We start from the raw sequence: 11,887 nt of genomic DNA, 5'->3' as shown, positions 1-11,887 counted from the left end.
CAGCTAACGCAATAAAAAGCGGATCAGATGGATTGCCAACACCCGCCTGCGACAACTTGATGCACCCGCAAGGGCGGGCTGCAAGTGCCTATGTCAGGCGCTGGCGGGGTGTGTTGATACGGGTCAGTCAAATCACCGAATCACTGTTCGTGGCCTTCAAATGCCGGCGACCATCCACGGCGCCTGCTACGGTCAATGCATCGGCTTCTGCTTCGGTGATGTAGAAGCGCTGGCCGTCGAGGTCCACTGCTGACATGGATTTTTCCTCATCAGTGATTATGGTGATATCAGGGCAAAGGCGAATTTCTTCGCTGTCCTCTGTGATGAAGAAGCAGGTCTGGTTTTCGATTCGCAAAGTCATAGAGGAGGCCTTTTTGCGGATTCATTAAGTGTTAGGACGCATTGGCCGGTGATTGTTCTGTGCAACCGATAGATGGCGTGAGTCGTGCTTAAGTTAGTTGACCCGTGCCGGGAGGATTCGATTCCCGAAAGACCTGGCAGATCCCTCTGAACTTTGCTGGCGCCTGTCGCTCGGAAGCTATGTAAGTTCATCTCGGGGCAGACTGCTTCGTGTGAACGATGACCAGGCACAAGAGCGTCCTTGGGGCGTAAGGAGAGATGCTCGATGACCGCTGAAAAACCCACAGAACTGAGCTACAACCCGCATATACCGCTGTCCCAGGCGTTACTGCTGCCGCGAATCGTGATTGAAAACACCATGCCGACCCTTGATGGCGGGCAATTCGCCGTTAAAGCCGTGGTCGATCAGGACGTGGTGGTGACCAGCAAAGTATTTGCTGACGGTCACGACAAACTGGCCGTGCGCATTCGCTGGCGTGCCGAGGGCGACGATACCTGGCAGAGCGAGGTGATGGCCGAGCTGGGCAATAACGGCTGGCAGGGCCAGTTCCGTGTCGAGAAACAGGGCCGCTATGTGTTCTGCCTTGAAGCGTGGATCGATCAGTACGCCAGTTTTTGTTATGAGCTGGAAAAAAAGCACGTTGCCGGCGTCTCGGTCAGCCTGGAGCTGCAGGAAGGGCGCACCCACGTCCAGCAGGCGGCCGAACGCAGCGAAGGCCAACTGAGCGAACAACTGGCGGCGTTGCACCATGAGCTGTCCGGTTTGCTCGAAACCGAGCAGGTCGCCCTGTTTCTGCACCAACGCAGCGCGGACTTGATGGCCCAGGCCGACCATCGGCCCTTCGTGAGCCTGAGCCCCGAATACCCGGTGGACGTGGAGCGGGAGCTGGCGCAGTTCGCCAGTTGGTATGAATTGTTCCCGCGCTCGATCACCGATGACCCGGCCCGGCACGGCACCTTCAACGATGTGCATACGCGGCTGGCGATGATCCAGGACATGGGCTTCGACGTGCTGTACTTCACGCCGATCCACCCGATCGGCCGCAGCTTCCGCAAAGGCCCGAACAACTCGCTGACCGCCGGCCCCGACGATCCGGGCAGCCCTTATGCCATCGGCAGCGAAGAAGGCGGGCATGAGGCGATTCACTCGGAACTGGGCAGCCGCGAAGACTTTCGTCGGCTGGTCGCGGCCGCCGCCGAGCACGGGCTGGAAGTGGCCCTCGACTTTGCGATTCAGTGTTCCCAGGATCACCCGTGGCTCAAACAGCATCCGGGCTGGTTCAACTGGCGGCCGGACGGCACGATCAAATACGCCGAGAACCCGCCGAAGAAATACCAGGACATCGTCAACGTCGACTTCTATGCCGTGGAGGCGATTCCCAGTCTATGGATCGAGTTGCGAGACATCGTGGTGGGCTGGGTCGAGGAGGGCGTGAAGCTGTTTCGCGTCGATAACCCCCACACCAAACCGTTGCCGTTCTGGCAGTGGCTGATCGCCGATGTACGCACCCTGTACCCCGAAGTGATTTTCCTCGCCGAAGCCTTTACCACGCCGGCGATGATGGCGCGTCTGGGCAAGGTCGGTTACTCCCAGAGCTACACCTATTTCACCTGGCGCAACACCAAGACCGAGCTGGCGACCTATTTCACCGAGCTCAACGAGTCGCCGTGGCGTGAATGCTACCGGCCGAACTTCTTCGTCAATACACCGGACATCAACCCGGCGTTCCTGCATGAATCCGGGCGCGCCGGTTTTCTGATTCGTGCCGCGCTGGCGACCATGGGCTCTGGCTTGTGGGGCATGTATTCGGGCTTCGAACTGTGTGAAGCGGCGCCGGTGCCGGGCCGCGAGGAATACCTCAATTCCGAGAAGTATGAGATCCGCCCACGGGACTTCACCGCGCCGGGCAACATCATCGCCGAAATTGCCCAGCTCAACCGCATCCGCCGGCAGAACCCGGCGCTGCACACGCACCTGGGCCTGAAGGTCTACAACGCCTGGAACGACCACATTCTGTACTTCGGCAAACGCAGTGTGGATGGCAGCAATTTCATTCTGGTGGCGGTCAGCCTCGATCCACATAACGTCCAGGAAGCGAATTTCGAATTGCCGCTGTGGGAAATGGGCCTGCCCGACGATGCCAGCACCCAGGGCGAAGACTTGATGAACGGCCACCGCTGGACCTGGCACGGCAAGTACCAGTTCATGCGGTTCGAACCGTGGCATCTGCCGTTCGGGATTTGGCGGATCACCGCAGGATCATGATCGTTCCCACGCTCTGCGTGGGAAAGCCGCCCAGGACGCTCTGCGTCCCGCCGCTGTGACGCAGAGCGTCACTGGATGCATGCCCACGCAGAGCGTGGGAACGATCGCGGCCAAGGCGTTCTCTAGTCTCAACAGGAGTTTCAAATGGCGAAGAAACCCAGGTCAGCCACCTTCATCAAGGACCCGCTCTGGTACAAGGACGCGGTGATCTACCAGGTTCACGTTAAGTCTTTTTTCGACTCCAACAATGACGGAATCGGCGACTTTCCCGGCCTTATCGCCAAACTCGATTACATTGCCGATCTGGGCGTCAACACCATCTGGCTGTTGCCGTTCTACCCCTCGCCACGACGTGACGATGGCTACGACATCGCCGAATACCGTGGCGTGCATGCCGACTACGGCACCCTGGCCGATGCCAAGCGTTTCATCTCCGAGGCCCACAAACGTGGCTTGCGGGTGATTACCGAACTGGTCATCAACCACACCTCGGACCAGCACCCGTGGTTCCAGCGCGCGCGCAAGGCCAAGCCCGGGTCCGCGGCCCGCGACTTCTACGTCTGGTCTGATGACGATCAGAAATACGACGGCACCCGCATCATCTTTCTCGACACCGAAAAGTCCAACTGGACCTGGGACCCGGTGGCCGGCCAGTACTTCTGGCACCGTTTCTATTCCCACCAGCCGGACCTGAATTTCGACAACCCGCAAGTGATGAAAGCGGTGCTGTCGGTGATGCGCTACTGGCTCGACATGGGCATCGACGGCCTGCGGCTGGACGCGATCCCGTACCTGATCGAGCGCGACGGCACCAACAACGAAAACCTCCCCGAGACCCACGACGTCCTCAAGCAGATCCGCGCCGAGATCGACGCCAATTACCCCGACCGCATGCTGCTGGCCGAAGCCAATCAGTGGCCGGAAGACACGCAGTTGTATTTTGGTAGTACCGACGCCAAAGGCCAGAACGGCGACGAATGCCACATGGCGTTTCACTTCCCGTTGATGCCGCGCATGTACATGGCGCTGGCCCAGGAAGATCGTTTCCCGATCACCGACATTCTGCGCCAGACCCCGGAAATCCCTGCCAACTGCCAGTGGGCGATTTTCCTGCGCAACCACGATGAGCTGACCCTGGAAATGGTCACCGACAGGGAGCGCGATTACCTGTGGAATTACTACGCGGCCGACCGTCGGGCGCGGATCAACCTGGGGATTCGCCGGCGTCTGGCGCCGTTGGTGGAGCGTGATCGCCGCCGCGTGGAATTACTTAACAGTCTGTTGCTGTCGATGCCCGGCACGCCGACCCTGTATTACGGCGATGAAATCGGCATGGGCGACAACATCTACCTCGGCGACCGCGACGGTGTGCGCACGCCGATGCAGTGGTCGATCGACCGTAATGGCGGCTTCTCCCGTGCCGATCCGGCGAGCCTGGTGTTGCCGCCGATCATGGATCCGCAATACGGCTACCTGTCGGTCAACGTCGAAACCCAGGCCGGTGATCCTCATTCATTGTTGAACTGGACCCGGCGCATGCTCGCGATACGCAAGCAGTCCAAGGCCTTCGGTCGCGGAACGCTGAAGATGCTGTCGCCGAGCAATCGACGGATTCTGGCCTATACCCGGGAATTCACCGGGGAGGACGGCAAGCACGAGATCATTTTGTGCGTGGCCAACGTGTCCCGCAGCGCGCAAGCGGCGGAGCTGGATTTGTCGGCGTATGTCGGCATGGTCCCGGTGGAGATGCTCGGCGGCAATGCGTTCCCGCCCATCGGCCAGTTGAATTTCCTGCTGACGCTGGCGCCTTACGGCTTCTATTGGTTCGGCCTGGCGGCGGAAAACCAGATGCCGAGCTGGCACGTGGAGCCGGCGCAAAGCCTGCCGGACTTCACCACTCTGGTGCTGATGAAGCGCATGGAAGAGCTGCTCGAAGCGCCGTCCCGGCACTCGCTGGAGCAGGGCATTTTGCCGAGCTGGTTGCAGAATCGCCGCTGGTTCGCCGGCAAGGACGGCACCATCGACAGCGTCAATCTCGCTTACGGCGTGCGCTTCGGCGACCCGCAGCACCCAGTGCTGTTGAGTGAAATCGACGTCACCAGCGCAGGCCAGACCAGCCGCTATCAATTGCCGTTCGGCTTTATTTCCGAGGAGCAGGTCGGCGCGGCGTTGCCGCAGCAATTGGCGCTGGCCAGGGTCCGGCGCGGTCGTCAGGTCGGCCTGATCACCGACGCCTTCAGCCTCGACAGCTTTGTTCATGCGGTGTTGCAGGGGCTGCAGGCCAGCACGGTGCTGCCATCGGACGGCGGCGAGATCCGTTTCGAGCCAACCGACGAATTGGCCAAGCTGGGGCTCAGCGCCGAGTCGGAGGTGCGTTACCTGTCTGCCGAGCAATCCAACAGTTCGGTGGTGATCGGCGCCAGTCTGGTGTTGAAGTTGATCCGCAAGGTCGCGTCAGGGGTACACCCGGAACTGGAAATGAGCGCGTACCTGACCCACGCAGGTTTCCAGAATATTTCGCCGCTGTTGGGGGCGGTGATCCGTCGCGATGCGGCGGGTGAGGACACGCTGTTGATGATTGCCCAAGGCTATTTGAGCAATCAGGGCGATGCGTGGGAATGGACCCAGAACAATCTCGAACGGGCGCTTCGCGATGAGCTCGCCGATGCCGTGTCCGAGCAGGAGCAGCACTACAACGCCCTCGGCGAGCTGAAGGATTTTGCCGGCATGCTCGGCCAGCGCCTGGGGGAGATGCATCAGGTACTGGCGACCCCGAGCGCCAACCCGGACTTTGCCCCACACATCACGAGTCAGAAAGATGCCCTGGCCTCGGCCAAGGATGTGGCGGCGCAACTGGAGCACGCACTGAAGCTGCTCAAGCAACATCAAACCGAACTGAGCGCGGCGGACCAGACGTTGGTCAGCCGATTGCTGGATAACAAAAAAGCCATTATCGGTCATGTTCAGGAGTTGGGTAAAAAGGCTGCTGGCGGCTTGCGTATTCGCGTCCATGGCGACTTGCACCTGGGGCAAGTGCTGGTGATCAAGGGCGATGCCTACCTGATCGATTTTGAGGGTGAACCCGCGCGGCCGCTGCGTGAGCGCCGCGGTAAACACAGCCCCTATAAAGACGTCAGCGGCGTGTTGCGCTCCTTTGATTACGCCGCGGCGATGGCGATAAATGTGCACAACGTCGACAACACCGCCGACGCCCAGGCGGCGCGTCAACGGGTCGCCGATCGTTATTTGAAAGAGGCGCGACAATCATTTGTCGACGCTTATCGGCTGGCGGCAGCTAGTCTTGCACATGCATGGCAAGATCCTGAAGGCGAGGACGCTGCACTGGCGTTGTTCGGTCTGGAGAAGGCGGCATATGAAGTGGCCTATGAGGCGGAAAATCGCCCCACCTGGCTGCCCGTGCCGTTGCACGGTTTATATGGATTATTGAGTGGGCTTAAACCCTTTTCCGATCTTGGTGGAGAGTAGTCATGAGTTTCTCGAACAAGGAACAGGGGCACGTTAAAGAGGCGCTGCTGCCCAGGGCGCGGGACATCGACGCATTGGTACGCGCCGAACATCAGGATCCTTTCGCAATTCTTGGCCCGCACAGCGATGGCGCTGGCGGGCAATTTATACGGGCCTATCTGCCGGACGCCTTGAGCGTGCAGGTGGTGGACAAGGCCTCCGGGGAAGAGCTCGGCAGCCTTGAGGCGACCCAGACTCCGGGGTTGTTCGTCGGGCACTTCGAGCGGGCCCAACCTTATTTGTTGCGAACCCGTTGGGCCGGCGGCGAGCAACTCGCCGAAGACCCTTACAGCTTTGGCCCGTTACTCGGCGAGATGGACTTGTACCTGTTCGCCGAGGGCAATCACCGCGACCTGAGTGGTTGCCTCGGCGCACAGCTGAAGACGGTCGATGGCGCGGATGGCGTGCGCTTCGCCGTGTGGGCACCGAATGCCAGAAGGGTCTCGGTGGTCGGCGATTTCAACGTCTGGGACGGCCGTCGGCATCCAATGCGCCTGCGTCATCCTTCCGGCGTCTGGGAGTTGTTCATTCCGCGCCTGCAAGCGGGGGAGGCCTACAAATACGAAATCCTCGGGGCTCATGGCATTCTGCCGCTCAAGGCCGACCCGGTGGCCCTGGCCACAGCGCTGCCGCCAGACACCGCGTCGAAAGTCGCCTCACCGCTGCAAATCGACTGGCAGGACCAGGACTGGATGTTGTCGCGGGGCGAGCGTCAGCGAACCAGTGCACCGCTGTCGATCTACGAGTTGCATGCCGGTTCCTGGCAATGCGAGCTGGATGACCTGGGCGAAGTCGCCCGTCAGTACACCTGGCCCGAGTTGGCCGAGCGGCTGATTCCGTATGTGAAAGAGCTGGGTTTTACCCACATCGAACTGATGCCGATCATGGAGCATCCGTTCGGTGGCTCATGGGGTTATCAACTGCTATCGCAATTTGCCCCGAGCGCCCGTTACGGCTCGCCGGATGAATTTGCTGCTTTCGTCAACGCCTGTCACCAGGCCGAAATCGGCGTGATCCTCGATTGGGTGCCGGCGCATTTTCCCACCGATGTCCACGGCCTGGCGCAGTTCGATGGCACCGCGTTGTACGAATACGGCAACCCGATGGAGGGTTTTCACCAGGATTGGGACACGCTGATCTACAACCTGGGTCGCACCGAGGTGCACGGCTACATGCTGGCGTCGGCGCTGCACTGGCTCAAGCATTTCCATGTCGATGGACTGCGGGTCGATGCGGTGGCGTCGATGCTGTATCGCGATTACTCGCGCAAGGCCGGTGAGTGGGTGCCCAACCGTCATGGCGGTCGGGAGAATCTGGAGGCCATCGATTTCCTGCGCCATCTCAATGACGTGGTGGCCCTGGAAGCGCCGGGTGCACTGGTGATTGCCGAAGAGTCCACCGCGTGGCCTGGTGTCAGCCAGAGCACGCAACAGGGCGGGTTGGGTTTTGCCTATAAATGGAACATGGGCTGGATGCACGATTCGCTGCACTACATTCAGCAGGATCCGGTGTACCGCGCCCATCATCATAATGAGCTGAGCTTTGGCCTGGTGTATGCCTGGTCCGAGCGGTTCATCCTGCCGATTTCCCACGACGAAGTGGTGCACGGCAAGCATTCGCTGATCGACAAGATGCCCGGCGACCGTTGGCAGAAGTTTGCCAACCTGCGGGCTTACCTGAGCTTCATGTGGACCCATCCCGGCAAGAAACTGTTGTTCATGGGCTGCGAATTCGGCCAGTGGCGGGAGTGGAATCACGATCAGCAACTGGACTGGTACTTGCTGCAATATCCGGAACACCAGGGTGTGCGCAAACTGGTCGGCGACTTGAATCGGTTGTATCGTGAAGAGCCGGCGCTGCACGATCAGGACGATGCGCCGCAAGGCTTCCAGTGGTTGATCGGCGACGACGCGATCAACAGCGTCTATGCCTGGCTGCGCTGGAGCAAGGAGGGCAGGCCGGTGTTGGTGGTGGCCAACTTCACCCCGGTGCCGCGTCAGTCCTACCGCGTCGGCGTGCCGTTTGCCGGGCGTTGGGTCGAGTTGATCAACAGCGACGCCGACACCTATGCCGGGTCTAATTACGGTAACGGTGGCGGGGTGTTCACCGAGGAAGAACCGAGCCATGGGCAGGCGCTTTCACTGGCGTTGAATTTGCCGCCGTTGGCGGTGTTGATTCTGCGACCGGAGGGTTAGGATCCTGATCGTCCTGACCTGATCGTTCCCATGCTCCGCGTGGGAATGCCTCAATGGACGCTCTGCGTCCGCTCTTGGGACGCGGAGCGTCCCGGGCTGCATTCCCACGCAGAGCGTGGGAACGATCAATCTTGAAACTTTCCCTCACCACCGCATCCGCACCCCAAGGCTACCAATCAACCCGTTCAAATCATTGTCATCCACATTGCTGCTGTAATCGGCGCTGATATACAGGCTGACCAAAGGCGTCACCCTGGCCACCAACCCCAGGCCTACGTCCACTGTCGATGAATTGCGGCTGCTGCTGATTTTGTCGACCTGATCCAGACTCACGGTGTTGCCGGTGTACACCGTGTGCCACACGTTGGTCCGCACATAGGGTTCGACCGGCAAGCCGTTAATATCGTAGCTGCCTTTCAAACGTGCACCGACCCGTCCGCTCCAGGACGTCAGGTCGCTGGACGAGGCGTTGCCTGACCCGGCATACGGCGTATCTAGCGTGATGCGTTGATTGATCAACTGCGCCTGGGGTTCAACCACCCAGTTTTCGCTCAGGCCAATCGGGAAACCACCTTCCACCGACACTGTCATCGCGCTGCCTTCGGTGGTTTGTCGCACGCCCTGGTCGTTGCGGCTAAAACCGTTGACCCGGCCACCGCTGGCCGTCAAGTCGACGTGCCAGCCTTGCGGCCCGGTCAGGCTCCAGTAGGCACCAAGGCTTTGGCCTTGAAGGTTGAGCGTGTCATGGTTGGGGTCGGCGAGGGCGCGGCTGGTCAGCAGGCCGTTGTCGTTGCCCAGGAATTGAGCGGTGCCGCCGATCAGTCCGACCCGTTGGGTACTACCGCTGTTGCTTTGCACGGTCAGGAGCGCCGGGCCTTTGAATTCGTTGGCGCCGGGGATCGTGCCCTGGGCCAGATAATCGGTTTGGGCCTGCCGCGACGTCGGGCCATAGGCGTGGTCCCAGGCCAAGGGCGCGGCGTCTTCGATCGTCAGGCGTGAGCTGGTTAAGTCGGAATTGACGCGTAAACGGTCAGGATACGTAGCGAAGCCGCAGGGCACGGTGAGTGTAGGCAGTTCCTGGCTGTACCAGGGCGTTGTTTCGTCCTCGACAGGCGACGCTCGCACCTCCATGGATGAGCACAGCAGGAGTGAACCCGAGACAACGCAAAATGTGAATTTTATCTCTTGTGGGGTGAATGAAGTTCTCATGGAGGTCTACCTTGCAATCGCATGCGTATCTCGCTGTGGCGTCTCTCCTACCCCGAATGAGGGGCGACCGAATGGATTGAGGCAAGGTCCGACCCGCCCGTTTTACGGGTGTCTGGAGGCTTGCCCCTGATGGATTTCCGGGGGTAGTAAGGACTAGCTAAGAAGACCGATGGCGTTGCGTCAAGAAAATGGCCGATAAGTGGTATGGCTATTTTAGGTGTTGTAAGTGACTGAATATTGGCGCAGATCTAAGTTGTTGTTTGTGCGAAAAATCATGCTGAAAGGTGCGGCCCAGACGTGTTGGGTAGTGGGCTATCGGTTGCGTGACGGATCAACAGTGCAAAATTTATGAGCAAGTCCGGAACGTGATTGCTGTCATTTTTTCTGCTGTAGCCGGCAGTTCTTGGCGCCTGTCGCTTGACGGTGTTACAGGCGTACCTCCACCGCCAGCGGCAAATGGTCCGACAGGTGCGTCCAGGGCTTGTAGCCGAGTATGCGTGGCTCATGACTGCTGGCATTGCGCAGGTAGATACGGTCCAGGCGCAGCAGGGGAAACCGTGCCGGGTAGGTTTTCGCCGGTCGGCCGTGGTGGCGCTCGAACGCTTCATGCAGATAGTCGCGTCGGGCGAGGGCGGCATTGCCTTGCAACTGCCAGTCGTTGAAGTCGCCGGCAATGATTACCGGGGCATCGTCTGGCAGCGATTCGAGCAACAGGCAGAGCAACTGCAGCTGGAGTTGTCGATGGCTTTCCAACAGGCTCAGGTGCACGCAAATGGCATGCACTTCGGCATGGCCCGGCACATCCAGCACACAGTGCAGCAAGCCGCGCCGCTCGGGGCCAGTGATCGAGACATCGAGGTTGCGAAATTCGCGGATCGGGTATTTCGACAACAGGGCGTTGCCGTGATGGCCGTCGGGGTAGACCGCGTTGCGACCGTAAGCGAAATCGCTCCACATGCTGTCGGCCAGGAACTCGTACTGTGAGGTCGGTGGCCAGTCGTTGTAACGGGAAGAATGCCGGTCGTGCTCACCGACCACTTCTTGCAGAAACACCAGATCCGCCGAGGTGCTGCGTACCGCTTCGCGCAGTTCCGGGAGGATGAACCGTCGGTTGAGGGCGGTGAAACCCTTGTGAGTATTGACCGTCAGCACTCTGAGTCGGCGAATCGCCGGGGGCGTGTTCGACGGCGCTGATTCGACGGTTTGGCGTTCGGCATCGCGGGTCACGTTCACTCCTCTGAATCAGGGCTGCTGTATGTATGCGACTGATGCGTGGGCGAGCAGTTCAGCGTGATTTGTGGCAAGGGTGCTTTTGTGGCGAGGGAGCTTGCTCCCGTTCGGCTGCGCAGCAGTCGCAAAGATTTTGGGGCCGCTTCGCAGCCCAGCGGGAGCAAGCTCCCTCGCCACAAAAAAAACATTCTTCGAGTCATTCAGACAAACACAATTTCATATGGCAACCGCATGCGTTCCAGAATCACTCGCGGCAGCAGCGGGGCGATGCCGATCGATGGTTCGCCGTCGAGTTGGCTGGCGTACGCATAGGTGGCGTGGCTTTTGCGCGCGACGGTCCAGGTGTCGAGGCGTAGCTTGCGCGCGCGATGCCAAGGGATCAGCCCGTGGTCGCGCATCGGCCAGTGCCAGGCCCAGACCGGTATTTCGTTGAGCGTCGCCCCGACCAGGGCCGCTGCCCTGGCGCTGGCCCGGCCGACGGCGTCGTGGTCGACGTTGCCGTCTTCGCGCCAGGTGGTGAATACCACATCGCCGGGGCGCAGGTAGCGGACGATGAATTGGGTCAATTCAGACTCCCGCTCGGCCAGAGCGTTGTCGGTGAAGCCGGCGCGAATCCACTTCAGGCTGTGCATCGGTAACCCGAGCCGGCGCAAGGCTTCGACACTTTCCTGGGGGCGGAACACGCTCAGGCGTTTTTCTGACCACTGTCGCGACCCCGGATGGCTGGCGCTGCCATCGGTAATCGAGATCAGTTGCAGAGGATGACCAAGGGCGCACAACAGTTGCAGCAGGCCACCGCAAGTCACCACTTCATCGCCGGGATGCGGGGCGATTATCACCGCGCGAGCTCCAGCAGGGACCAGTGTTTCGGTGTTGATGACGGGGATGTTGTCCAGTTGTGGGGCGCTGTTCCAGATCTGCGCAGGCAAGCTGTTTTCGCTGATGGAAACCGGTTTCATAGGCGCTACGTCCTTGTTCTGTCTGGCCCTCAGTCGTGCACAACGCTTGCAAGGGAGCAAGCCTGGCAGACCCGTGAAGGCGGGTAGATTACAATCTGCAGCGCTCCGAACCCTGGATTGCCGCGGTCAGAGTATTGCCCATG

7 protein-coding genes are annotated in these 11,887 nt (G+C 60.3%); 3 read left to right on the top strand and 4 right to left on the bottom strand.

Annotated features, from left to right (window positions below):
- Positions 1–127: 127 nt before the first annotated feature.
- The gene (locus AC1RO5_RS24785) at positions 128–361 is read right to left on the bottom strand and encodes a DUF3203 family protein (protein ID WP_258668607.1); all 234 of its coding nucleotides are present in this window, start codon (positions 359–361) and stop codon (positions 128–130) included.
- Between the two features lie 264 nt (positions 362–625).
- On the opposite strand from AC1RO5_RS24785, the gene AC1RO5_RS24780 reads away from it, so the two are divergent.
- From AC1RO5_RS24780 to glgB, 3 genes are all read left to right on the top strand, one after another.
- Complete coding sequence (locus tag AC1RO5_RS24780; protein ID WP_493178174.1) at positions 626–2,626, top strand: alpha-1,4-glucan--maltose-1-phosphate maltosyltransferase; 2,001 nt, start codon at positions 626–628, stop codon at positions 2,624–2,626.
- Between the two features lie 144 nt (positions 2,627–2,770).
- Entirely contained in the window at positions 2,771–6,112 is a 3,342-nt protein-coding gene (treS, locus tag AC1RO5_RS24775; protein ID WP_493178173.1) for a maltose alpha-D-glucosyltransferase, read from the top strand.
- Positions 6,113–6,114: 2 nt separating this feature from the next.
- Positions 6,115–8,346, top strand: coding sequence for a 1,4-alpha-glucan branching protein GlgB (gene glgB / locus AC1RO5_RS24770; RefSeq protein WP_493178171.1), 2,232 nt, complete (start codon positions 6,115–6,117; stop codon positions 8,344–8,346).
- A gap of 144 nt (positions 8,347–8,490) precedes the next feature.
- Here glgB and AC1RO5_RS24765 read toward each other — a convergent pair whose 3' ends face one another.
- The 3 genes from AC1RO5_RS24765 to AC1RO5_RS24755 all read right to left on the bottom strand — a co-directional run bounded on the left by AC1RO5_RS24765 (position 8,491) and on the right by AC1RO5_RS24755 (position 11,744).
- Positions 8,491–9,555: an autotransporter domain-containing protein gene (locus AC1RO5_RS24765; protein WP_493178170.1), complete on the bottom strand. Its 1,065-nt coding sequence runs from the start codon at positions 9,553–9,555 to the stop codon at positions 8,491–8,493.
- A 426-nt stretch (positions 9,556–9,981) separates the two neighbouring features.
- Positions 9,982–10,782 carry an endonuclease/exonuclease/phosphatase family protein gene (locus tag AC1RO5_RS24760; RefSeq protein ID WP_493178169.1) on the bottom strand — a complete coding sequence of 267 codons (801 nt, stop codon included), beginning with the start codon at positions 10,780–10,782 and terminating at the stop codon, positions 9,982–9,984.
- Between the two features lie 203 nt (positions 10,783–10,985).
- Complete coding sequence (locus AC1RO5_RS24755; RefSeq protein ID WP_493178167.1) at positions 10,986–11,744, bottom strand: PIG-L deacetylase family protein; 759 nt, start codon at positions 11,742–11,744, stop codon at positions 10,986–10,988.
- Between the last annotated feature and the right edge of the window lie 143 nt (positions 11,745–11,887).

It is taken from the genome of Pseudomonas sp. GW822-FHT02G04 (assembly GCF_058802085.1).
Note: the sequence above shows the minus strand (reverse complement) of the source record. Positions and strands in the feature narration are given on the sequence as shown.